Origin of the sequence: Streptomyces sp. NPDC050658 (genome assembly GCF_044457025.1) — a bacterium.
In the GTDB taxonomy this organism is placed as follows: Bacteria; Actinomycetota; Actinomycetes; order Streptomycetales; family Streptomycetaceae; genus Streptomyces.
This window is the reverse complement of record NZ_JBITGM010000003.1, coordinates 284,399-306,790: the sequence shown is the minus strand read 5'-3', so window position 1 is coordinate 306,790 and position 22,392 is coordinate 284,399. Positions and strand designations below refer to the sequence as shown.

The 22,392-nt window shown below is 67.7% G+C and carries 18 protein-coding genes and 1 tRNA gene; 15 read left to right on the top strand and 4 right to left on the bottom strand.

Annotation, left to right across the window (positions count from 1 at the left end; translation table 11 throughout):
* Positions 1 to 21: 21 nt before the first annotated feature.
* From ACIBKX_RS12970 to ACIBKX_RS12960, 3 genes are all read left to right on the top strand, one after another.
* On the top strand, positions 22 to 570 hold the full coding sequence (locus tag ACIBKX_RS12970; protein ID WP_363272904.1) for a helix-turn-helix domain-containing protein: 549 nt from the start codon (positions 22 to 24) through the stop codon (positions 568 to 570).
* Between the two features lie 75 nt (positions 571 to 645).
* Positions 646 to 2,082, top strand: coding sequence for an MFS transporter (locus tag ACIBKX_RS12965; protein ID WP_363272905.1), 1,437 nt, complete (start codon positions 646 to 648; stop codon positions 2,080 to 2,082).
* A gap of 116 nt (positions 2,083 to 2,198) precedes the next feature.
* A complete protein-coding gene (locus ACIBKX_RS12960) occupies positions 2,199 to 3,254 on the top strand; it encodes a UDP-N-acetylmuramate dehydrogenase (protein ID WP_399375744.1) in 1,056 nt (351 codons plus the stop codon).
* 47 nt (positions 3,255 to 3,301) lie between these two features.
* Here the strand turns inward: ACIBKX_RS12960 and ACIBKX_RS12955 are convergent, their stop codons facing one another.
* Positions 3,302 to 3,940, bottom strand: a complete 639-nt coding sequence (locus ACIBKX_RS12955; RefSeq protein WP_363272907.1) for an NAD(P)H-binding protein — start codon at positions 3,938 to 3,940, stop codon at positions 3,302 to 3,304.
* An 87-nt stretch (positions 3,941 to 4,027) separates the two neighbouring features.
* Here ACIBKX_RS12955 and ACIBKX_RS12950 point away from each other — a divergent pair, with 87 nt between their 5' ends.
* On the top strand, positions 4,028 to 4,627 hold the full coding sequence (locus ACIBKX_RS12950; protein ID WP_363272908.1) for a TetR/AcrR family transcriptional regulator: 600 nt from the start codon (positions 4,028 to 4,030) through the stop codon (positions 4,625 to 4,627).
* Here the strand turns inward: ACIBKX_RS12950 and ACIBKX_RS12945 are convergent.
* On the bottom strand, positions 4,617 to 5,636 hold the full coding sequence (locus tag ACIBKX_RS12945; RefSeq protein WP_363272910.1) for an adenosine deaminase: 1,020 nt from the start codon (positions 5,634 to 5,636) through the stop codon (positions 4,617 to 4,619). The two genes, ACIBKX_RS12950 and ACIBKX_RS12945, sit on opposite strands and share 11 nt — an antisense overlap.
* A gap of 144 nt (positions 5,637 to 5,780) precedes the next feature.
* On the bottom strand, positions 5,781 to 7,007 hold the full coding sequence (locus ACIBKX_RS12940) for a pyridoxal phosphate-dependent aminotransferase (RefSeq protein WP_363272911.1): 1,227 nt from the start codon (positions 7,005 to 7,007) through the stop codon (positions 5,781 to 5,783).
* Between the two features lie 181 nt (positions 7,008 to 7,188).
* Between ACIBKX_RS12940 and ACIBKX_RS12935 the strand changes: the two genes are divergently transcribed.
* From ACIBKX_RS12935 to ACIBKX_RS12885, 11 genes are all read left to right on the top strand, one after another.
* Positions 7,189 to 7,261: transfer RNA gene (locus tag ACIBKX_RS12935), tRNA-Trp, on the top strand.
* Positions 7,262 to 7,369: 108 nt separating this feature from the next.
* Positions 7,370 to 7,657 carry a preprotein translocase subunit SecE gene (gene secE / locus ACIBKX_RS12930; RefSeq protein WP_190084400.1) on the top strand — a complete coding sequence of 96 codons (288 nt, stop codon included), beginning with the start codon at positions 7,370 to 7,372 and terminating at the stop codon, positions 7,655 to 7,657.
* 77 nt (positions 7,658 to 7,734) lie between these two features.
* Complete coding sequence (gene nusG, locus ACIBKX_RS12925; RefSeq protein ID WP_363272912.1) at positions 7,735 to 8,625, top strand: transcription termination/antitermination protein NusG; 891 nt, start codon at positions 7,735 to 7,737, stop codon at positions 8,623 to 8,625.
* A 176-nt stretch (positions 8,626 to 8,801) separates the two neighbouring features.
* Positions 8,802 to 9,236 carry a 50S ribosomal protein L11 gene (gene rplK / locus ACIBKX_RS12920; RefSeq protein WP_030782612.1) on the top strand — a complete coding sequence of 145 codons (435 nt, stop codon included), beginning with the start codon at positions 8,802 to 8,804 and terminating at the stop codon, positions 9,234 to 9,236.
* 86 nt (positions 9,237 to 9,322) lie between these two features.
* Positions 9,323 to 10,045, top strand: a complete 723-nt coding sequence (rplA, locus tag ACIBKX_RS12915) for a 50S ribosomal protein L1 (protein ID WP_363272913.1) — start codon at positions 9,323 to 9,325, stop codon at positions 10,043 to 10,045.
* Between the two features lie 155 nt (positions 10,046 to 10,200).
* Positions 10,201 to 11,100 carry a hypothetical protein gene (locus ACIBKX_RS12910; protein WP_363272914.1) on the top strand — a complete coding sequence of 300 codons (900 nt, stop codon included), beginning with the start codon at positions 10,201 to 10,203 and terminating at the stop codon, positions 11,098 to 11,100.
* Between the two features lie 62 nt (positions 11,101 to 11,162).
* A complete protein-coding gene (locus ACIBKX_RS12905) occupies positions 11,163 to 12,134 on the top strand; it encodes a hypothetical protein (RefSeq protein WP_363272915.1) in 972 nt (323 codons plus the stop codon).
* A gap of 259 nt (positions 12,135 to 12,393) precedes the next feature.
* Positions 12,394 to 12,924, top strand: coding sequence for a 50S ribosomal protein L10 (gene rplJ / locus ACIBKX_RS12900; RefSeq protein WP_363272916.1), 531 nt, complete (start codon positions 12,394 to 12,396; stop codon positions 12,922 to 12,924).
* A 113-nt stretch (positions 12,925 to 13,037) separates the two neighbouring features.
* Complete coding sequence (rplL, locus tag ACIBKX_RS12895; RefSeq protein ID WP_363272918.1) at positions 13,038 to 13,421, top strand: 50S ribosomal protein L7/L12; 384 nt, start codon at positions 13,038 to 13,040, stop codon at positions 13,419 to 13,421.
* A 592-nt stretch (positions 13,422 to 14,013) separates the two neighbouring features.
* Entirely contained in the window at positions 14,014 to 17,499 is a 3,486-nt protein-coding gene (gene rpoB / locus ACIBKX_RS12890) for a DNA-directed RNA polymerase subunit beta (protein ID WP_363272919.1), read from the top strand.
* Between the two features lie 97 nt (positions 17,500 to 17,596).
* The gene (locus tag ACIBKX_RS12885; protein ID WP_363272920.1) at positions 17,597 to 21,496 is read left to right on the top strand and encodes a DNA-directed RNA polymerase subunit beta'; all 3,900 of its coding nucleotides are present in this window, start codon (positions 17,597 to 17,599) and stop codon (positions 21,494 to 21,496) included.
* Between the two features lie 62 nt (positions 21,497 to 21,558).
* On the opposite strand, the gene ACIBKX_RS12880 is transcribed toward ACIBKX_RS12885, so the two are convergent.
* A complete protein-coding gene (locus ACIBKX_RS12880; protein WP_363272921.1) occupies positions 21,559 to 22,383 on the bottom strand; it encodes a M48 family metalloprotease in 825 nt (274 codons plus the stop codon).
* Positions 22,384 to 22,392: the final 9 nt, after the last annotated feature.

Here is a 22,392-nt window from a genome sequence, read left to right as displayed (position 1 = left end):
TAACTTTCTCGCATGGTCAGGATGAGCGCAGAGGAGCGGCGCGAGAGCGTCATCCGCGCGGCGATGATCGAATTCGCCCGCGGCGGCTACAACGGCACCTCCACCGAGGCGATCGCCAAGCGCGTGGGTGTCTCGCAGCCGTATCTCTTCCGGCTCTTCCCGGGCAAGCAGGCCATGTTCCTCGCCGCGGCCCGGCGCTGCTGCCAGGAGATCACCCAGGCATTCGGCCGGGCGGCGGAGGGCGTCGAGGGGGAGGAGGCCGTGCATGCGATGGGGCAGGCCTATCAGTCCCTCATCGCCGACGACCCGGACAAGCTGCTCATGCAGATGCAGATGTACGTCGCCGTGGCCGCCGCGGAGTCGTCCGGGGACCAGGAGTTCGGCGAGGCGCTGCGGGCGGCCTGGATGGAGATGTACGACACCGTGCGCATCGCGATGGCGGCGGACGTCGACGAGACGACCCAGTTCCTCGCGTACGGGACGTTGATCAACGTCCTGGTGTCGATGGGTTTTCAGCCCGATCACCGGGTGTGGACCGGCTTCTATGAGTCGGTGCAGCCCAAGAAGTGAGTCATGCGTGTCACGGGGGTGCGCACTTTTGCGCCCACGAAAGTTAGTCATCAATAACTAACCTCAGGGGAAGCAATGTCACAGCAGACAGCACGGCGCGGGGGAGCGGCCTGGGCCCTCGTCATCACCAGCGCCGCCGGATTCATGGCGGCACTCGACAACCTCGTCGTCACCACAGCCCTGCCCGCCATCCGCGAGGACTTCGGGGGAGGGCTGCACGACCTCGAGTGGACGGTGAGCGCCTACACCCTGACCTTCGCCGTGCTGCTGATGTTCGGCGCCGCCCTGGGTGACCGCTTCGGCCGCCGCAGGCTCTTCGTCGCGGGTCTCACGGTCTTCACGGCGGCCTCCGGCGCCGCCGCCCTCGCGCCCGGCATCGAGGCGCTGATCGCCGCCCGCGCGGTGCAGGGAGTCGGCGCCGCGGTCATGATGCCGCTCACGCTGACCCTGCTGACGGCGGCCGTGCCCGCCGCCAAGCGCGGTATGGCGTACGGCATATGGGGCGCCGTCAACGGCCTCGCGGTGGCCGGCGGTCCGCTCATCGGCGGCAGCCTCACCGAGCATGTCTCCTGGCAGTGGATCTTCTGGCTGAACGTCCCGATCGGCCTCGCGCTGCTGCCGCTCGCACGCCTCCGCCTCTCCGAGTCGTACGGCTCCGGAGCGCGCCTCGACATCGCGGGCACCGTACTCGCCAGCGGCGGCCTCTTCGGGATCGTGTACGCCCTGGTGCGCGGGCCCATCGACGGCTGGACCAGCGCCACCGTCCTCACCGGCCTGATCGCGGGCACCGCGCTGCTCGGCGGCTTCATCCACCACGGGATCCACAACAAGGCGCCGATCCTCCCCATGCGCCTCTTCCGTAGTCGTGCGTTCTCGGGGATCAACGCCGCGAGCCTGCTGATGTTCCTCGGGATGTTCGGCTCGATCTTCCTGCTCAGCCAGTACATGCAGGGCGTCCTCGGCTACTCGCCCACCGAGGCGGGGCTGCGCATGCTGCCCTGGACCGCCATGCCGATGCTCGTCTCGCCGCTCGCCGGCTATCTCTCCGACCGGATCGGCGGCCGTCCGGTCGTCGCGGCCGGACTCTTCCTGCAGGCCCTGGGCCTGGCCTGGTACGCCTCCGTGGTGGCGCCCGACGCCACGTACGCCGCACAGCTGCCTGCCCTGATCGTCAGCGGCATCGGGATGTCCCTGTTCTTCGCGCCGGCCTCCAACCTGGTCATGTCCGGCGTCCGGCCGCACGAGCAGGGCATCGCGTCCGGCGCCAACAACGCGCTGCGCGAGGTCGGCGGCGCCCTCGGCATCGCCGTGATGTCCTCGATCTTCTCGGCGCAGGGCGGCTACGGCACCCCGCAGACCTTCGTGGACGGCCTGGAGCCCGCGCTCTGGGCGGGCGCCGCGGTGGTCGCCCTCGCCGCGGTGGCGGCGCTGTGCATGCCCTCCCGGCGGGCGACACCGGGGGAGCCCGAGGCGCCCGCCCCGAAGCCGCAGGACGAGCTGATCGCCGCCTGAGAGCGCCCATGTGGCCACGTGGGAACGCTCACCTGGCCGGGCGAGAACGCCCACGCGGCCGCACACGGCAACGGCCCCGCCCTGACCGGCGGGGCCGTTCTCGTACTCTTGAGCACGTGCAGGAACTCCACGATGCCCCCCTCGCCCCGCTGACCACCTTCCGTCTCGGTGGCCCCGCGACCCGTCTGATCACCGCGACGACCGACGCCGAGGTGATCGCCGCCGTCCGCGAGGCCGACGACTCCGGGACCCCGCTGCTGCTCATCGGCGGCGGATCGAACCTGGTCATCGGCGACAAGGGCTTCGACGGCACGGCCCTGCGCATCGCCACCGAGGGCTTCGAGCTCGACGGTACGCGGCTTGAGCTCGCGGCCGGCGAGGTGTGGACCGACGCGGTGGCCCGCGTCGTGGAGGCCGGTCTCGCGGGCATCGAGTGCCTGGCCGGAATCCCCGGCTCCGCCGGTGCGACGCCGATCCAGAACGTGGGGGCGTACGGCCAGGAGGTCTCGTCGACGATCACCGAAGTGATCGCCTACGACAGGAAGGCCCACGAGACGGTCGCCATTCCGAACGCCGAGTGCGACTTCTCGTACCGTCACAGTCGTTTCAAGGCCGATCCCGACCGCTTCGTGGTCCTGCGGGTCCGCTTCGCGCTCGAGGACGCGCAGGGCATGAGCGCTCCCCTGAAGTACCCGGAGACGGCCCGCACGCTCGGCGTGCAGGCGGGCGACCGGGTGCCGGCCGCCGTCGCCAGGGAGACCGTCCTGAAGCTCCGCGCGGGCAAGGGCATGGTGCTCGACCCCGAGGACCACGACAGTTGGTCGGCCGGGTCCTTCTTCACCAACCCGATCCTCTCCGAGGACGAGTTCACCGCCTTCCACGCGCGCGTGGCCGACCGCCTGGGCCCGGACGTCGCGCCCCCCGCCTTCCCGACGGACGACGGCCGCGTGAAGACCTCCGCCGCCTGGCTGATCGACAAGGCGGGCTTCACCAAGGGCTACGGAGAAGGCCCCGCCCGCATCTCCACCAAGCACACCCTCGCCCTCACCAACCGCGGCGGCGCCACCACGGAGGACCTGCTGGCCCTGGCCCGCGAGGTCGTCGCCGGCGTACGGGACGCCTTCGGGGTCACGCTGGTCAACGAGCCGGTGACGGTGGGCGTCAGCCTGTAGACGCCCTCTAGGGAGGGGGCCTCTGTAAACGCCCTCTCCGTAGAGCCCTAATAGGCGACCCCCACGCCCTGCCGCACCGTCGACAGGTCGTCGATCGCCCCCAGCATCGCGTGCGCCACGTCGGACCGGGCGATGAACCGTCCGCTCACCGGCGTGCCCCCGACGACCCTGCGGTAGACGCCCGTCGCCGGCTTGTCCTGCAGCCGCGGCGGGCGTACCGACGTCCAGTCCGTCGCGCTGCGCGCCAGGTCCGCCTCCATGGTCCGCAGATCGTCGTACACGGGCTTCAGGATCCGGCTGACCAGCGCCCCCAGGACCCGGTCAAGCACCGGCTGCCGCTCGGCCGGCGGGCCGACCGGCGCCGCGCTGACCACCACCAGCCTGCGCACCCCCTCGGCCTCCATCGCGCGCAGCACCGAGCGCGTGAGCGTGGTCGCGACCGCCGCCCGGGCGTCCGCCGAGCCGCGCGCGCCGAGCCCCGAAAGGACCGCGTCCCGCCCGGCCACGGCCGCCCGCAGCGCCTCGGGGTCGGCCAGGTCGGCCCGGAACGTCTCCAGGCCCTCCCCGGTCGCCTGCAGCCGCGAGGGATCACGTACGACGGCCGTGACCTCGTGGCCCGCCGCGAGTGCCTGCCGGACGATCTCGCCGCCGACGCCACCGGTCGCACCGAACACCGTGAGCTTCATTGCGCAGCCTCCCCGGGTGGGTAAGTATTCACTCACCCCTAGGGTGAGTATCCGCTCACCTCTTCGTCAAGGTTGGTTGGACGGCACATGCAGCAGAAGCCCACCCGCGCCCGCATCCTCGACGCGGCCCGCGACCTCATGCTCACCGTCGGGCTCTCCCGTGCCACCACGAAGGAGATCGCCAAGGCGGCGGGCTGCTCCGAAGCGGCGCTCTACAAGCATTTCGCGAGCAAGGAGGAGCTGTTCGTGGGCGTCCTCCAGGAGCGGCTGCCCCGCCTCGGCCCGCTCCTCCGCCGCCTCGCCGAAGACCCGGGGGAGCGCTCCGTAGAGGAGAACCTCGCCGAGATCGCCCGCCTGGCCAGCCACTTCTACGCCCAGAGCTTCCCGATCGCCGCGTCCCTGTACGCCGAGACCAAGCTCAAGCGCCGGCACGACGACTCCATGCGGGAGATGGGCACGGGCCCGCACATGCCCATCGAGGCCCTCGACGCCTACCTCCGCGCGGAACGCGACGCCGGCCGGATCGCCCCCGGAGCCGACACCTTCGCCGCCGCCTCGCTGCTCCTGGGCGCCTGCGCCCAGCGCGCGTTCGCCTACGACGCCACGATCGGCAAGCAGCCCCCGCAGCCCGTGGACGAGTTCGCGGCCTCCCTCGCCCGCACCCTCCTCGCGGGCATCAGCCGCTGAGCCAGTCCTCGACCCCCGCCAACAGCTTCTCCTGTACGTCGACGGGGGCGGCCGAGCCGCGCACCGACTGCCGCGCCAGCTCGGCCAGCTCGGCGTCCGAGAAGCCGTGGTCCCTGCGCGCGATCTCGTACTGGGCGGCAAGACGCGACCCGAAGAGCAGCGGATCGTCGGCCCCGAGCGCCATCGGCACCCCGGCGTCGAACAGCGTCCGCAGCGGCACGTCCTCGGGCTTCTCGTAGACCCCCAGGGCCACGTTCGACGCCGGGCAGACCTCGCAGGTCACCCCGCGGTCCGCGAGCCGCTTCAGGAGCCGCGGGTCCTCCGCGGCCCGCACCCCGTGCCCGATCCGCGCCGCGTGCAGATCGTCCAGGCAGTCCCGCACAGACGCGGGCCCCGTGAGCTCGCCCCCGTGCGGCGCCGCGAGCAGCCCGCCGTCCCGCGCGATCGCGAAGGCCCGGTCGAAGTCCCGCGCCATGCCCCGGCGTTCGTCGTTGGAGAGCCCGAAGCCGACGATGCCCCGGTCCGCGTACCGCACCGCGAGCCGGGCCAGCGTGCGGGCGTCCAGCGGGTGCTTCATGCGGTTGGCGGCGACGAGCACGCGTATCCCGAGGCCGGTCTCCCGCGAGGCGCTCTCGACGGCGTCCAGGATGATTTCCAGGGCCGGGATGAGCCCGCCCAGGCGCGGCGCGTACGACGTCGGGTCGACCTGGATCTCCAGCCACCCCGAGCCGTCCCGCAGATCCTCCTCCGCGGCCTCCCGCACCAGGCGCTGGATGTCCTCGGGCTCCCGCAGACAGGAACGGGCGGCGTCATAGAGCCGCTGGAAGCGGAACCAGCCGCGCTCGTCGGTCGCCCGCAGCTTCGGCGGCTCCGCCCCGGTCAGCGCCTCGGGCAGCCGCACCCCGTACTTGTCGGCGAGCTCCAGCAGGGTCCTGGGCCGCATGGACCCCGTGAAGTGCAGATGCAGATGGGCCTTCGGCAGCTCTCTTACGTCACGTACACGCTCCATCCAAGGATCTTGCCGTACGCAGATGGCGTCCCGGTAGCCACTTTCCCCCTTCGTGGCCTTCCCCGAACGAAGAAACGGGCCGCCTCCCCGGATGAGGGGAGACGGCCCGCACGCGCGCGTGGCACCTACCGAAATCGGTACGTCCTAGTCGCGGGCCTCCGCCAGCAGCTTCTGGATCCGCGAGACGCCCTCGACGAGGTCCTCGTCACCCAGGGCGTACGAAAGACGCAGGTAACCCGGCGTCCCGAAGGCCTCGCCCGGGACGACCGCGACCTCGGCCTCCTCCAGGATCAGCGCGGCCAGCTCCACCGAGTTCTGCGGGCGCTTGCCGCGGATCTCCTTGCCGATCAGGGCCTTCACCGAGGGGTACGCGTAGAAGGCGCCCTCCGGCTCCGGGCAGAACACGCCGTCGATCTCGTTCAGCATCCGCACGATGGTCTTGCGGCGCCGGTCGAAGGCCTCGCGCATCTTCTCGACGGCCGTCAGATCGCCGGAGACCGCGGCGATGGCGGCCACCTGCGCGACATTGGAGACGTTCGACGTGGCGTGCGACTGGAGGTTCGTCGCGGCCTTGACGACATCCTTCGGGCCGATGATCCAGCCCACCCGCCAGCCGGTCATCGCGTACGTCTTGGCGACGCCGTTGACGACGATGCACTTGTCGCGCAGCTCGGGCAGGAGCGCCGGGAGCGAGGTGAACGTCGCGTCTCCGTAGACGAGGTGTTCGTAGATCTCGTCCGTCAGGACCCACAGCCCGTGCTCGACGGCCCAGCGGCCGATCGCCTCGGCGTCGGCCTCGCTGTAGACGGCGCCCGTCGGGTTGGACGGCGACACGAAGAGGACGACCTTCGTGCGCTCCGTGCGCGCGGCCTCGAGCTGCTCCACCGAGACGCGGTAGCCGGTGGTCTCGTCGGCGACGACCTCGACCGGCACACCGCCCGCGAGACGGATCGACTCCGGGTACGTCGTCCAGTACGGGGCCGGGACGATGACCTCGTCGCCCGGGTCGAGGATCGCGGCGAACGCCTCGTAGATGGCCTGCTTGCCGCCGTTCGTCACGAGGATCTGGGAGGCCTCGGGCTCGTACCCGGAGTCGCGCAGCGTCTTCGCGGCGATCGCGGCCTTGAGCTCGGGAAGCCCGCCCGCCGGCGTGTAGCGGTGGTACTTCGGGTTCCTGCAGGCCTCGATGGCGGCCTCGACGATGTAGTCGGGCGTCGGGAAGTCGGGCTCGCCGGCACCGAAGCCGATGACCGGCCGTCCTGCGGCCTTGAGGGCCTTCGCCTTGGCGTCTACGGCGAGGGTCGCGGACTCGGAGATCGCGCCGATGCGGGCGGAGACCCGGCGCTCGGTGGGAGAAGTGGCAGCGCTCATGGGCCCATCGTTCCAGACCCGAAACCGCCCCGGCACACCCGTTTCCATGACCACCGGATCTGAAGCTGTTCGACGGGGCGCCGCTGAGCACGTACACTCACTGCTCGTTGGCCCTCAACGGCCGCACCCTCTCAGCGCACTCTGTGCACCGGGTCGGATGCGGTAGGTTGGGGGAAATCAAAGGGTCGTAGCTCAATTGGTAGAGCACTGGTCTCCAAAACCAGCGGTTGGGGGTTCAAGTCCCTCCGGCCCTGCTACACACACCTTTCGCCAGGATGTGTGCGCATGTACGTACTGCAATGCACCGCCGTGCGGCTCAACCGGGCGCGGCACGGCCACGACCCGGAATCAGGTGAGGACGAGTGACGGACGCCGTGGGCTCCATCGACATGCCTGATGCCCAGGACGAGGCGCCGGAGTCCAAGAAGAAGGCCCGCAAGGGCGGCAAGCGCGGCAAGAAGGGCCCCTTCGGCCGTCTCGCGCTCTTCTACCGCCAGATCGTCGCGGAACTCCGCAAGGTCGTCTGGCCGACTCGCAGTCAGCTCACGACGTACACCACCGTGGTGATTGTCTTCGTCGTCATCATGATCGGCCTCGTGACCGTGATTGACTATGGGTTCAACCAGGCCGTCAAGTACGTCTTCGGCTGAGCCGAGAGCGAAGGGCGCCGTTCCCGGCGCCCGTTTCGCGCGTTCCACCCCTCTGTATCCAGGAAGAAGCAGCCACCGTGTCTGACCCGAACCTGAACGACGCCGTTGAGCCTCGCGCTGAACTCGCGGAGTCCGTGGAGGACCAGCTCGACATCGTCGAGTCGGCGGACGCCGTGGACCCGGACCAGGCCGAGGCTGCCGACGCCGCCGCGGGTCAGCCCGCGGAGGAAGCCGCCATCCACGTGGAGGGCGAGGACGAGTCCGAGGGCGAGGAGTCCGGGGACGCCGACGACGAGGAAGCCGTCGCCGAGGCCGCCGAGGACGAGGCGCCCGAGGAAGAGGCCGAGCCGGTCGACCCGATCGTCGCCCTCCGCGACGAGCTGCGCACCCTCCCCGGCGAGTGGTACGTCATCCACACCTACGCGGGTTACGAGAACCGCGTGAAGACCAACCTCGAGCAGCGCGCCGTCTCGCTCAACGTCGAGGACTTCATCTTCCAGGCCGAGGTGCCGCAGGAAGAGGTCGCCCAGATCAAGAACGGCGAGCGCAAGACGATCCGTCAGAACAAGCTCCCCGGCTACGTCCTGGTGCGCATGGACCTGACGAACGAGTCCTGGGGCGTCGTCCGCAACACCCCCGGTGTCACCGGCTTCGTGGGCAACGCCTACGACCCGTACCCGCTGACCCTGGACGAGATCGTCAAGATGCTCGCCCCGGAGGCCGAGGAGAAGGCCGCCCGCGAGGCCGCCGAGGCCGAGGGCAAGCCCGCTCCGCAGCGCAAGGTCGAGGTCCAGGTCCTGGACTTCGAGGTCGGCGACTCGGTCACCGTCACCGACGGCCCGTTCGCGACGCTGCAGGCGACGATCAACGAGATCAACGCCGACTCGAAGAAGGTCAAGGGCCTCGTCGAGATCTTCGGCCGCGAGACCCCGGTCGAGCTCAGCTTCGACCAGATCCAGAAGAACTAGCCTCCGCCGGTTCCGCTGGAACACACGCTTCCGACCAGGTCAGACGGGCTGTCAAAGCCGGTCTGACCTGCTCGGTTTTTAGCTGCGCGACTATACCCGTTATCGTTGTGCGGTATGCCTCCATCCGGATGACCGGATGGTCGGCTGAAAACTCTCACTAGGACCCGGAGAGAGCAATGCCTCCCAAGAAGAAGAAGGTCACGGGGCTTATCAAGCTCCAGATCCAGGCTGGTGCCGCCAACCCGGCCCCGCCGGTCGGCCCCGCGCTGGGCCAGCACGGCGTCAACATCATGGAGTTCTGCAAGGCGTACAACGCCGCGACCGAGTCGCAGCGTGGCTGGGTGATCCCGGTGGAGATCACGGTCTACGAAGACCGCTCCTTCACCTTCATCACCAAGACGCCGCCGGCCGCCAAGATGATCCTGAAGGCCGCTGGTGTCGAGAAGGGCTCCGGCGAGCCCCACAAGACCAAGGTCGCCAAGGTCACCGAGGCGCAGATCCGCGAGATCGCGCAGACCAAGATGGAAGACCTGAACGCCAACGACCTGGACGCCGCGTCCAAGATCATCGCTGGCACCGCCCGTTCCATGGGCATCACGGTCGAGGGCTGATCACCTCCCCCGTCTGACCTTTCTCAGTGGTAGGGCCAAGCGCTGGTCCGCACCACGACTCCATACCTGAACCACCAGGAGCAGCAGTGAAGCGCAGCAAGACTCTCCGCGCTGCGGACGCCAAGATCGACCGGGAGAAGCTGTACGCCCCGCTCGAGGCCGTCCGTCTCGCCAAGGAGACCTCCGCGACCAAGTTCGACGGCACCGTCGAGGTCGCCATGCGTCTGGGCGTCGACCCGCGCAAGGCCGACCAGATGGTCCGTGGCACCGTGAACCTCCCGCACGGCACCGGCAAGACCGCCCGGGTCCTGGTCTTCGCGACCGGTGACCGTGCTGCGGCCGCGGAAGCCGCTGGGGCCGACATCGTCGGCGCCGACGAGCTGATCGACGAGGTCTCGAAGGGCCGTCTGGACTTCGACGCCGTCGTCGCCACCCCGGACCTCATGGGCAAGGTCGGCCGCCTCGGCCGCGTGCTCGGTCCGCGTGGTCTGATGCCGAACCCGAAGACCGGCACCGTCACCCCCGATGTCGCCAAGGCTGTCAACGACATCAAGGGCGGCAAGATCGAGTTCCGCGTCGACAAGCACTCGAACCTGCACTTCATCATCGGCAAGGTGTCCTTCGACGACACCAAGCTGGTGGAGAACTACGCCGCGGCGCTGGAGGAGATCCTCCGTCTGAAGCCGTCGGCCGCCAAGGGTCGCTACATCAAGAAGGCCGCCATCACCACCACGATGGGCCCCGGCATTCCGCTGGACAGCAACCGCACCCGCAACCTCCTCGTCGAGGAGGACCCGGCCGCCGTCTGAAACTGACGGCAGCCGCGTCGCGCACGCGTTCTGTGGACGGGCCCCGCAACCTTTCGAGGTGCGGGGCCCGTCTTCGTATGGGCACATGTTCTTCAGCGCTGTCAGAGGACTGCGCTAGCGTGCAGGCTTCACACGAGTACAAGGGGTGGGACGTCATGAACGGCACGACCATGCGACGCGCGGGTCTCTCCATCGCGGTGGCCGCCGCGCTGACCGGAGTGGCGGCCTGTGGCTCCTCCGGCGGTTCCGGGGGCGGGAACGGCGGCGGCAAGGACAAGGGCGGCTCGGTGGCGCTCAGCCCGATAGCCGCCCTGCGCAGCATCGAGACCAAGACCGACGACGCGAACTCGGCCAAGGTCGAGGGCAAGACGGTCATGGGCACCCAGATGTCGATGGACATGGACGGTGCCATGGCCTGGAAGGACGGCATCACCGGCAACGTCACGGCGACCCTCACCGGCGGCACGCAGGCCGAGCAGATGAAGCAGATGGGGCAGTCGAAGATCGACTACCGCTATCTGAAGAACGGCTTCTACGCCAACATGGGCGACCAGTTCGCGTCCCAGGCGGGCGGCGGCAAGCACTGGATCGAGTACGACTACGCCACGCTGGCCGAGATGGGCGGTGCCGCCGGCGACGCCTTCAAGGACCAGATGCAGAACACCACCCCGAACCAGTCGGTGAAGATGCTGCTCGCCTCGGGCGACGTGAAGCGCGTCGGCGAGGAGACGGTGCGCGGCACCAAGACGACGCACTACTCCGGAGAGGTCGACGTCGCCGACTTCACGGGCAAGAACTCGGACCTCGACGCGGGCCAACTGGCCGAGCTGAAGAAGCAGTTCGAGCAGGCCGGGATGAGCACCGAGACGATCGACATCTGGGTGAACGAGGACGACCTGCTGGTCAAGAAGACCGAGAAGGCCAACATGAAGACGGGCGCCTTCTCCCAGACGGTCTACTACAGCGACTACGGCACCCCGGTGGACGTCCAGAAGCCCCCGGCCTCGGACACGCTGAGCTTCAAGGACCTCATGAACCGGCAGCCGCAGGCCTGACCTCGGATTTCGGGTAGTCTCGCCACGAAATATGTCGTTCATGTGTTCCTAGGGGTGGGGTCATGACTGTTGTTTCCGTACGTGGGGACAAGGGACGTAAGAGAGTGGCGGGCGCCGTGCTCGCCACCGCGCTGCTCTGCACCGGCGCGGTGGCCTGCCAGGGCTCCGACACCGAGGGCAAGGCCAAGGGGACGGGCTCGGGGGAGACCCAGTCCCGGTCGCAGGTGACCGAGGTCATCACGGCGGCGTACGAGAAGACGGCGAAGGCGAAGTCGGCCAAGGTCGAGATGACGATGTCGGCGCCCGCGTCGATGGGTGCCGACAGCGGCGACATGAAGATGTCCGGTGTCATGGGCTGGGACCCGACCGTGATGGACATGACCATGTCGGGCTCGGCACTCACCAAGGGTGACCCGTCGGCTCCCAAGAACGTCCGGCTGCGCTGGCTCGACAACGTGATGTACATGGACATGGGCGCCGCCGCGGCCAAGGACATGGACGGCAAGCGCTGGATGAAGATGGACCTCAACTCCATCGCCGAGCAGGCCGGTGACGAGAAGCTCGCCAAGCAGATGACCGGCGGCCTGGACAGCATGAACCAGGACCCGGCGCAGCAGCTGGCGATGCTCCTGGACTCGCCGAACCTGAAGCACCTCGGCTCCGCGAAGGTCGACGGCGTACAGACCCAGCGCTACAAGGGCCGGCTCACCGTCAAGGAGATGATGGAGAGCAACGAGGGCCTCGACGAGGTGCTCGGCAAGAGCGAGCGCGAGAAGCTCCTCAAGAACATCGAGAAGTCGGGCATCAAGGGGTACGACACCGAGGTCTGGGTCAATGAGGACGACTACCCCGTCCGCATGGACATCGACGTCAAGACGCCCGAGGGCACGATGAAGACCTCGCAGAAGTTCTCCGACTACGGCGCCGCCGCCAAGGTGAGCGCGCCCCCGGCCGGTCAGACCTTCGACCTGATGGAGATGTTCAAGGAGCTCGGCAAGGCCGGCGGCGGTGCCGGTGAGTCCGGCGGCTTCTGACCGATTTGCTTGACGCGAACCCGTTCGCGTACTCTTCCACAGAAGCCAAAGACCGCTGGTCGTTGCCGTGCGCTCGCAAGAGAGCGCGGTGGCCGAAGGATCCGCTGAAACTGCGGACGACCCGCGCAGGTGACTGTGGAAGTGCTCCCGGACGGATTCCGTCGGGTCGAGCTCACGCCCCGTGCGCCTGCGCCGGGGCGTTTTGTTTTGCCGGCACCTTCTGAGCGGTCCTCATCACCCGGAAGGAGGCCGACGCTCTATGCCGACGCCCGACAAGGCTGCCGCGGTAGCCGAGCTCACGGACAAGTTCCGCAGCTCGAACGCCGCTGTGCTGACCGAGTACCGGGGTCTCACCGTGGCCCAGCTCAAGCAGCTGCGCCGTGCCCTCGGTGAGAACTCCGAGTACGCCGTGGTGAAGAACACGCTGACCAAGATCGCGGCCAACGAAGCCGGGATCAACACGCTGGACGACCTCTTCGCGGGTCCGACGGCGGTTGCCTTCGTCACCGGTGACCCGGTGGAGTCGGCGAAGGGTCTTCGTGACTTCGCCAAGGACAACCCCAACCTCGTCATCAAGGGCGGTGTCCTTGACGGCAAGGCGCTGTCCGCCGACGACATCAAGAAGCTCGCGGACCTCGAGTCCCGCGAGGTTCTGCTCGCCAAGCTGGCGGGCGCCATGAAGGCCAAGCAGTCCCAGGCTGCCGCGGTCTTCCAGGCGCTCCCCTCGAAGTTCGTCCGCACCGCGGAGGCGCTTCGTGCCAAGAAGGCCGAGCAGGGCGGTGCCGAGTAATTCGGCTCGCGCATTGATCGACGCCCGTTAGGGCGCCGGTCGCAGCGGGCCCAACGTACGCCCGCCTTCATATACACCCGGCACCAGCCGAATTAGTGGAAGGATCGCCCATCATGGCGAAGCTCAGCACCGAAGACCTGCTTGCCCAGTTCGAGGAGCTCACGCTCATCGAGCTCGCCGAGTTCGTGAAGGCCTTCGAGGAGAAGTTCGACGTCACCGCCGCCGCTCCGGTCGCCGTTGCCGCTGGTGGCGCCGCTGCCGCCCCGGCCGAGGCCGAGGCCGAGCAGGACGAGTTCGACGTCATCCTCACGGGCGCCGGCGAGAAGAAGATCCAGGTCATCAAGGTCGTGCGCGAGCTGACCTCCCTGGGTCTGAAGGAGGCCAAGGACCTCGTCGACGGCACCCCGAAGCCGGTCCTCGAGAAGGTCGCCAAGGACGCCGCGGAGAAGGCCGCCGAGGCCCTCAAGGGCGCCGGCGCCTCCGTCGAGGTCAAGTGACCTCGCGAGTCGTCTGACTCTCTCTGAGCGCTGACGGCGCACTCTGCGAGTGTCGTCAGCAGCGCTTGCCAAGGGCGATCACCCATCTGGGTGGTCGCCCTTCGGCGTTCCCCGGCGCACCCGTGACGGCTGCCTTGCGCTGTCGGTCCCGACGAGTATGGTGATCTTCGTTGTGCCCAGGGACGCCCCGTGACGGTGACGGTCTCAGGGCCACGTCGGGGCCACGTCACGGCAGGGGGGCCTTGACGAACCGCACGCAGCGCGCAATTCTCAGGACGCGTCGTCACAACGATCCGCATCCGAGGCATGGATCGGCGGCGAAGAGGGCAGTATCGATGTGCATCGAGGGCGCAGCTTGCAGCAGGGGTTGAGAACAACGAGGGTCTTCAAAAACCCGCACTGGACATCAGTGGGCCGAGTGGCTACACTGACCCTTTGCGCTGCCTGTTAGCTGCCTCCTGCCCGTCACCAGGGGCATGCCCATGCTTGAGCACCGTGGACCGGACCTTCCCTGACCTGGGAGTTCTGTCCCTGTGCACGGCCTGGGACCGGTACGCGCGTAGTGAGTCCGAGCCCTCGGAAGGACCCCCTCTTGGCCGCCTCGCGCACTGCCTCGACCGCGAATACGAACAACGGCGCAAGCACCGCCCCGCTGCGCATCTCCTTTGCAAAGATCAAGGAGCCCCTCGAGGTTCCCAACCTGCTCGCGCTGCAGACCGAGAGCTTTGACTGGCTGCTCGGCAACACCGCCTGGCAGAGTCGGGTCGAGGCGGCTCTGGAGTCCGGTCAGGACGTCCCCACCAAGTCCGGTCTGGAGGAGATCTTCGAGGAGATCTCTCCGATCGAGGACTTCTCCGGGTCGATGTCGCTGACGTTCCGCGACCACCGTTTTGAGCCTCCGAAGAACTCCATCGACGAGTGCAAGGAGCGCGACTTCACGTTCGCCGCCCCGCTCTTCGTCACGGCCGAGTTCACCAACAACGAGACCGGCGAGATCAAGTCCCAGACGGTCTTCATGGGCGACTTCCCGCTCATGACGAACAAGGGCACCTTCGTCATCAACGGCACCGAGCGTGTCGTCGTGTCGCAGCTGGTCCGTTCGCCCGGCGTTTACTTCGATTCCTCGATCGACAAGACGTCCGACAAGGACATCTTCTCCGCCAAGATCATCCCGTCCCGGGGTGCCTGGCTGGAGATGGAGATCGACAAGCGCGACATGGTCGGTGTCCGCATCGACCGCAAGCGCAAGCAGTCGGTCACCGTTCTGCTCAAGGCTCTCGGTTGGACGACCGAGCAGATCCTCGAGGAGTTCGGCGAGTACGAGTCCATGCGCGCCACCCTGGAGAAGGACCACACCCAGGGTCAGGACGACGCGCTGCTCGACATCTACCGCAAGCTCCGTCCGGGCGAGCCGCCGACCCGTGAGGCCGCGCAGACGCTGCTCGAGAACCTCTACTTCAACCCGAAGCGCTACGACCTCGCGAAGGTCGGCCGCTACAAGGTGAACAAGAAGCTGGGTGCGGACGCTCCGCTCGACGCGGGCATCCTCACGGTCGAGGACATCATCGCCTCGATCAAGTACCTGGTGAAGCTGCACGCCGGTGAGACCGAGACCGTTGGCGACAGCGGCACGTCGATCGTCGTCGAGACCGACGACATCGACCACTTCGGCAACCGTCGTCTGCGCAACGTCGGCGAGCTCATCCAGAACCAGGTCCGCACGGGTCTGGCTCGTATGGAGCGCGTCGTCCGCGAGCGCATGACGACCCAGGACGTCGAGGCGATCACGCCGCAGACCCTGATCAACATCCGCCCGGTCGTGGCGTCGATCAAGGAATTCTTCGGCACCTCGCAGCTGTCGCAGTTCATGGACCAGAACAACCCGCTGTCGGGTCTGACGCACAAGCGTCGTCTCTCGGCGCTGGGTCCCGGTGGTCTGTCCCGTGAGCGGGCCGGCTTCGAGGTCCGTGACGTGCACCCGTCCCACTACGGCCGCATGTGCCCGATTGAGACGCCTGAAGGCCCGAACATCGGTCTGATCGGTTCGCTCGCCTCCTACGGCCGCGTCAACGCGTTCGGCTTCGTCGAGACGCCGTACCGCAAGGTCGTCGACGGTGTCGTCACCGACGAGGTCGACTACCTGACCGCTGACGAGGAAGACCGCTTCGTGATCGCCCAGGCGAACGCGACGCTCTCCGACGACATGCGCTTCACGGAGTCCCGCGTCCTCGTCCGCCGTCGTGGCGGCGAGATCGACTACATCCCGGGCGACGACGTCGACTACATGGACGTCTCGCCGCGCCAGATGGTGTCCGTCGCGACCGCGATGATCCCGTTCCTCGAGCACGACGACGCCAACCGTGCCCTCATGGGCGCGAACATGATGCGTCAGGCCGTGCCGCTGATCACCGCCGAGGCCCCCCTCGTCGGCACCGGCATGGAGTACCGCTGCGCGGTCGACGCCGGTGACGTGATCAAGGCCGAGAAGGCGGGTGTGGTCCAGGAGGTCTCCGCGGACTACGTCACCGTCACCAACGACGACGGCACGTACACCACGTACCGCATCGCCAAGTTCTCCCGGTCGAACCAGGGCACCTCCGTCAACCAGAAGGTTGTCGTCGACGAGGGCGCCCGCGTGATCGAGGGCCAGGTCCTGGCCGACGGTCCCGCGACCGAAGAGGGCGAGATGGCCCTCGGCAAGAACCTGCTCGTGGCGTTCATGCCGTGGGAGGGTCACAACTACGAGGACGCGATCATCCTGTCGCAGCGCCTCGTGCAGGACGACGTCCTCTCCTCGATCCACATCGAGGAGCACGAGGTCGACGCCCGTGACACCAAGCTCGGCCCGGAGGAGATCACCCGGGACATCCCGAACGTCTCCGAGGAGGTCCTCGCCGACCTCGACGAGCGCGGCATCATCCGGATCGGTGCCGAGGTCGTCGCCGGCGACATCCTCGTCGGCAAGGTCACGCCCAAGGGCGAGACCGAGCTGACCCCCGAGGAGCGCCTGCTCCGCGCGATCTTCGGTGAGAAGGCGCGCGAGGTCCGTGACACCTCGCTGAAGGTGCCGCACGGCGAGATCGGCAAGGTCATCGGCGTACGCGTCTTCGACCGTGAAGAGGGCGACGAGCTGCCGCCGGGCGTGAACCAGCTGGTTCGTGTCTACGTGGCGCAGAAGCGCAAGATCACGGACGGTGACAAGCTCGCCGGCCGTCACGGCAACAAGGGTGTCATCTCCAAGATCAACCCGATCGAGGACATGCCCTTCCTTGAGGACGGCACCCCGGTCGACATCATCCTCAACCCGCTGGGTGTCCCGTCCCGAATGAACCCGGGACAGGTCCTGGAGATCCACCTCGGCTGGCTCGCCAGCCAGGGCTGGGACGTCTCCGGTCTCAGCGAGCAGTGGGCGCAGAGCCTGCAGCGCATCGGCGCCGACCAGGTCGCCCCGCGGACGAACGTCGCGACCCCGGTCTTCGACGGCGCGCGCGAGGACGAGCTGTCGGGTCTGCTCGAGCACACCATCCCGAACCGCGACGGCGACCGCATGGTCCTGCCGTCCGGCAAGGCGCGGCTGTTCGACGGTCGCTCCGGCGAGCCGTTCCCGGACCCGATCTCGGTCGGGTACATGTACATCCTCAAGCTGCACCACCTGGTCGACGACAAGCTGCACGCCCGGTCGACCGGTCCGTACTCGATGATCACCCAGCAGCCGCTGGGTGGTAAGGCTCAGTTCGGTGGTCAGCGCTTCGGTGAGATGGAGGTGTGGGCGCTGGAGGCATACGGCGCCGCGTACGCCCTCCAGGAGCTGCTGACGATCAAGTCCGACGACGTGACCGGCCGCGTGAAGGTCTACGAGGCCATCGTCAAGGGCGAGAACATCCCCGAGCCCGGCATTCCTGAGTCCTTCAAGGTCCTCATCAAGGAAATGCAGTCCCTGTGCCTCAACGTGGAGGTGCTGTCCTCGGACGGCATGTCCATCGAGATGCGTGACACCGACGAGGACGTCTTCCGCGCTGCGGAGGAGCTCGGCATCGACCTGTCGCGGCGCGAGCCGAGCAGCGTCGAAGAGGTCTGACGGGAGTCTGGTGGAGCCCGGCACCGCTGGGCTCCACCGGCCCCAAGACCCCCGTTTCAGACCACAGACTTACAACCCTGAGAGGGATTGACGCATAGTGCTCGACGTCAACTTCTTCGATGAGCTCCGGATCGGTCTGGCCACCGCTGACGACATCCGTCAGTGGAGCCACGGCGAGGTCAAGAAGCCCGAGACCATTAACTACCGCACCCTCAAGCCCGAAAAGGACGGACTCTTCTGCGAGAAGATCTTCGGTCCGACCCGGGACTGGGAGTGCTACTGCGGTAAGTACAAGCGTGTCCGCTTCAAGGGCATCATCTGCGAGCGCTGCGGCGTCGAGGTCACTCGCGCCAAGGTGCGTCGTGAGCGGATGGGCCACATCGAGCTGGCCGCCCCCGTCACGCACATCTGGTACTTCAAGGGCGTCCCGTCGCGCCTCGGCTACCTGCTCGATCTCGCCCCGAAGGACCTCGAGAAGGTCATCTACTTCGCGGCGTACATGATCACGTTCGTGGACGAGGAGCGCCGTACGCGCGACCTGCCCTCCCTGGAGGCGCACGTCTCCGTGGAGCGCCAGCAGGTCGAGAACCGTCGCGACTCCGACCTGGAGGCCCGCGCCAAGAAGCTCGAGACCGACCTGGCCGAGCTCGAGGCCGAGGGTGCCAAGGCCGACGTACGCCGCAAGGTGCGCGAAGGTGCCGAGCGTGAGATGAAGCAGCTGCGTGACCGTGCGCAGCGCGAGATCGACCGTCTCGACGAGGTCTGGAACCGCTTCAAGAACCTCAAGGTCCAGGACCTCGAGGGCGACGAGCTGCTCTACCGCGAGCTGCGTGACCGCTTCGGCACGTACTTCGACGGTTCGATGGGTGCCGCGGCGCTGCAGAAGCGCCTGGAGTCCTTCGACCTCGACGAGGAGGCCGAGCGCCTCCGCGAGATCATCCGTACCGGCAAGGGCCAGAAGAAGACCCGTGCGCTCAAGCGCCTCAAGGTCGTCTCCGCGTTCCTGCAGACGAGCAACAGCCCCAAGGGCATGGTGCTCGACTGTGTCCCCGTGATTCCGCCGGACCTGCGTCCGATGGTGCAGCTGGACGGTGGCCGCTTCGCGACCTCCGACCTGAACGACCTGTACCGCCGCGTGATCAACCGCAACAACCGCCTGAAGCGCCTTCTCGACCTCGGTGCCCCCGAGATCATCGTGAACAACGAGAAGCGCATGCTCCAGGAGGCCGTCGACGCGCTCTTCGACAACGGCCGTCGTGGCCGCCCGGTGACGGGCCCCGGCAACCGTCCGCTGAAGTCGCTGTCCGACATGCTCAAGGGCAAGCAGGGTCGATTCCGTCAGAACCTGCTCGGCAAGCGTGTGGACTACTCCGCGCGTTCCGTGATCGTCGTCGGTCCGCAGCTGAAGCTGCACCAGTGTGGTCTGCCGAAGGCCATGGCGCTGGAGCTCTTCAAGCCGTTCGTGATGAAGCGCCTGGTCGACCTGAACCACGCGCAGAACATCAAGTCGGCCAAGCGGATGGTCGAGCGCGGCCGCACGGTCGTGTACGACGTCCTCGAAGAGGTCATCGCGGAGCACCCGGTTCTGCTGAACCGTGCGCCCACGCTGCACCGCCTCGGCATCCAGGCCTTCGAGCCGCAGCTGGTCGAGGGCAAGGCCATCCAGATTCACCCGCTCGTCTGCACCGCGTTCAACGCGGACTTCGACGGTGACCAGATGGCCGTGCACCTGCCGCTCTCCGCGGAGGCGCAGGCCGAGGCCCGCATCCTGATGCTGTCCTCGAACAACATCCTGAAGCCGGCAGACGGCCGCCCCGTCACCATGCCGACGCAGGACATGGTCCTGGGCCTCTTCTTCCTCACCACGGACGAGGAAGAGCGCAAGGTCATCGGCGACGGCCGGTCCTTCGGCTCGACGGCCGAGGCGATCATGGCGTTCGACGCCAAGGAGCTCTCGCTCCAGGCGAAGGTCGACATCCGCTTCCCGGTGGGCACCATCCCGCCGCGCGGCTGGACCCCGCCGGCCGTCGAGGAGGGGGAGCAGGAGTACCAGCAGGGCGACAGCTTCCGTCTCCGTACGACGCTGGGCCGTGCGCTCTTCAACGAGCTGCTGCCCGAGGACTACCCGTTCGTCGACTACTCGGTGGGCAAGAAGCAGCTCTCCGAGATCGTCAACGACCTGGCCGAGCGCTACCCCAAGGTCATCGTGGCGGCGACGCTCGACAACCTGAAGGCGGCGGGCTTCTTCTGGGCGACCCGTTCCGGCGTCACCGTGGCCATCTCCGACGTCGTGGTCCCCGAGGCCAAGAAGGAGATCGTCGCGGGCTACGAGGCCCAGGACGAGAAGGTCCAGAAGCAGTACGAGCGCGGTCTGATCACCAAGGACGAGCGCACGCAGGAGCTCATCGCGATCTGGACCAAGGCGACCAACGAGGTTGCCGAGGCGATGAACGCGAACTTCCCGAAGACGAACCCCATCTTCATGATGGTTGACTCGGGTGCCCGAGGAAACATGATGCAGATGCGTCAGATCGCCGGTATGCGTGGTCTGGTGTCGAACGCGAAGAACGAGACGATCCCGCGTCCGATTAAGGCGTCCTTCCGTGAGGGCCTCTCCGTCCTCGAGTACTTCATCTCGACGCACGGTGCCCGTAAGGGTCTTGCGGACACGGCCCTGCGTACCGCCGACTCGGGTTACCTGACCCGTCGTCTGGTGGACGTCTCGCAGGACGTGATCATCCGCGAGGAGGACTGTGGCACTGAGCGCGGTCTGAAGCTGAAGATCGCGGTCAAGGGCGAGGACGGCGTGCTCCGCAAGACGGAGAACGTCGAGACGTCCGTGTACGCCCGCATGCTGGCCGAGGACGTCGTCATCGACGGCAAGGTCATCGCGCCGGCGAATGTCGACCTCGGTGACGTCCTGATCGACGCCCTGGTCGCCAACGGCGTCGAGGAGGTCAAGACCCGCTCGGTCCTGACCTGTGAGTCGGCGGTCGGCACCTGTGCCTTCTGCTACGGCCGCTCGCTCGCCACCGGCAAGCTGGTCGACATCGGTGAGGCGGTCGGCATCATCGCCGCCCAGTCCATCGGTGAGCCCGGTACGCAGCTGACGATGCGTACCTTCCACACCGGTGGTGTGGCCGGTGACGACATCACCCAGGGTCTGCCCCGTGTCGTCGAGCTCTTCGAGGCTCGTACGCCCAAGGGTGTCGCCCCGATCTCGGAGGCGGCGGGCCGCGTCCGTATCGAGGAGACCGAGAAGACCAAGAAGCTCGTCGTCACCCCGGACGACGGCAGCGACGAGACGGCGTTCCCGATCTCGAAGCGTGCCAAGGTCCTGGTGCACGAGGGCGACCACGTCGAGGTGGGCCAGAAGCTCACCTTCGGTGCGACCAACCCGCACGACGTGCTGCGGATCCTCGGTCAGCGCGCGGTCCAGGTCCACCTGGTCGGCGAGGTCCAGAAGGTCTACAACTCGCAGGGTGTGTCGATCCACGACAAGCACATCGAGATCATCATCCGGCAGATGCTGCGCCGCGTGACGATCATCGAGTCCGGCGACGCGGAGCTGCTGCCGGGCGAGCTCGTCGAGCGCTCGAAGTTCGAGACCGAGAACCGTCGTGTGGTCACGGAAGGCGGCCACCCGGCCTCCGGCCGTCCGCAGCTGATGGGTATCACCAAGGCCTCGCTGGCGACGGAGTCGTGGCTGTCCGCGGCCTCCTTCCAGGAGACGACCAGGGTCCTGACGGACGCGGCGATCAACGCCAAGTCCGACTCCCTGATCGGCCTGAAGGAGAACGTCATCATCGGTAAGCTCATCCCGGCCGGTACGGGCCTGTCCCGCTACCGCAACATCCGGGTGGAGCCGACCGAGGAGGCCAAGGCCGCGATGTACTCGGCGGTCGGCTACGACGACATCGACTACTCGCCCTTCGGGACGGGGTCGGGTCAGGCTGTTCCGCTTGAGGACTACGACTACGGGCCTTACAACCAGTAAGACCTGGGTTTGTTGAAGGGCGGTCACCTCGCTTTTGCGGGGTGGCCGCCCTTCGGCGTTCTTCAGTGGCCGGGTTGTTGGAGATAGCGCTGGAGTTGCTGCAGCCGGGTGTGGTGGTCCGGCTTGGAGGAGAGCAGGGAAGGCGCCGGGAGAAGACGGCCGGAGCGGTGGGCCGGGGTGGGCCGCTTCGAGGCTTCCTCGTCGGTGATGAAGCGCTGCAGCACCGTGACCAGCTGGGGGCCGAAGCCGCGCAGGGCCGCGGCCCGGTCGGCGCGCAGTTCGGCACGCCTGTTCACCGCGGCGAGCAGCCATGGAGTGAGCGCCGGCAGCAGCAGCCAGGGGAACAGATAGAGCAGTACCAGTGCGATCAGGATCGCCAGCAGGATGAGCCGGCGGTTGGCTTCCTTGGCCTCGTGGTGCCGATGGGGAAGCGTGAGCTGGTGCAGGGCCCGCAGCGCCCGCCAGAGCAGCCGCCCGGGCTGGGCGTACCAGTTGCTCAGGAGCGCGGACCAGGAGTGTCCCGCGACATGGTGGCTGAGTTCATGGGCGAGCACTGCCGCGAGCTGGCCGGGCGGTAGCCGCAGTGCCGCCGAGGTGACGGTCACGATGCGTCCCGCTGCGGCCTCCGCGTTGAGATCCTCGCTCTCGGCGATCCAGAGCTGGTACGTGGCCGCGTCCGCGCCGAAGCGGGCCGTGACGTCGCGCCAGAGCGGCTCCAGTTGACCACTCTCGACGAGGGATGGTGGACGGTGGCCGAAGACATGGCGGGCCAGGAACGCTTCTGTCGGGCGGTGGAAGACCAGAGCACCGCTGAGCAGCCACCCGGCGACCGTGGCCCAGAGCGGAATGCCGGTCGCGCCCTCCAGCGCGTAGGCCAGGCATGCCACGACCAAGAG

What these genes read in the sequence shown, in the direction of transcription:
- ACIBKX_RS12910 (WP_363272914.1), top strand. Translation starts at nt 10,201, where the DNA reads ATGAACGGCACGACCATGCGACGCGCGGGTCTCTCCATCGCGGTGGCC.
- ACIBKX_RS12970 (WP_363272904.1), top strand. Translation starts at nt 22, where the DNA reads ATGAGCGCAGAGGAGCGGCGCGAGAGCGTCATCCGCGCGGCGATGATC.
- rplL (WP_363272918.1), top strand. Translation starts at nt 13,038, where the DNA reads ATGGCGAAGCTCAGCACCGAAGACCTGCTTGCCCAGTTCGAGGAGCTC.
- rplK (WP_030782612.1), top strand. Translation starts at nt 8,802, where the DNA reads ATGCCTCCCAAGAAGAAGAAGGTCACGGGGCTTATCAAGCTCCAGATC.
- ACIBKX_RS12945 (WP_363272910.1), bottom strand. Translation starts at nt 5,636, where the DNA reads ATGGAGCGTGTACGTGACGTAAGAGAGCTGCCGAAGGCCCATCTGCAT.
- ACIBKX_RS12940 (WP_363272911.1), bottom strand. Translation starts at nt 7,007, where the DNA reads ATGAGCGCTGCCACTTCTCCCACCGAGCGCCGGGTCTCCGCCCGCATC.
- ACIBKX_RS12955 (WP_363272907.1), bottom strand. Translation starts at nt 3,940, where the DNA reads ATGAAGCTCACGGTGTTCGGTGCGACCGGTGGCGTCGGCGGCGAGATC.
- rplJ (WP_363272916.1), top strand. Translation starts at nt 12,394, where the DNA reads ATGCCGACGCCCGACAAGGCTGCCGCGGTAGCCGAGCTCACGGACAAG.
- ACIBKX_RS12905 (WP_363272915.1), top strand. Translation starts at nt 11,163, where the DNA reads ATGACTGTTGTTTCCGTACGTGGGGACAAGGGACGTAAGAGAGTGGCG.
- ACIBKX_RS12950 (WP_363272908.1), top strand. Translation starts at nt 4,028, where the DNA reads ATGCAGCAGAAGCCCACCCGCGCCCGCATCCTCGACGCGGCCCGCGAC.
- ACIBKX_RS12965 (WP_363272905.1), top strand. Translation starts at nt 646, where the DNA reads ATGTCACAGCAGACAGCACGGCGCGGGGGAGCGGCCTGGGCCCTCGTC.